Source organism: Delftia sp. ASV31, assembly GCF_016428765.1.
Lineage (GTDB): Bacteria > Pseudomonadota > Gammaproteobacteria > Burkholderiales > Burkholderiaceae_C > Comamonas > Comamonas acidovorans.
In genome coordinates, this window is sequence record NZ_JAELTK010000344.1 from 1 (window position 1) to 253 (window position 253).

At 100.0% G+C, this 253-nt stretch carries 1 protein-coding gene; it reads left to right on the forward strand.

The genetic code is table 11. The annotated features are described in order from the left end of the window. A partial coding sequence (locus tag JHD82_RS30560) for a hypothetical protein (protein ID WP_199104709.1) occupies positions 1–253 on the forward strand: 253 nt, incomplete at both ends.

Below are 253 nucleotides of genomic sequence, written 5' to 3' on the forward strand. Positions count from 1 at the left end.
GGGGGGGGGGGGGGGGGGGGGGGGGGGGGGGGGGGGGGGGGGGGGGGGGGGGGGGGGGGGGGGGGGGGGGGGGGGGGGGGGGGGGGGGGGGGGGGGGGGGGGGGGGGGGGGGGGGGGGGGGGGGGGGCGGGGGGGGGGGGGGGGGGGGGGGGGGGGGGGGGGGGGGGGGGGGGGGGGGGGGGGGGGGGGGGGGGGGGGGGGGGGGGGGGGGGGGGGGGGGGGGGGGGGGGGGGGGGGGGGGGGGGGGGGGGGG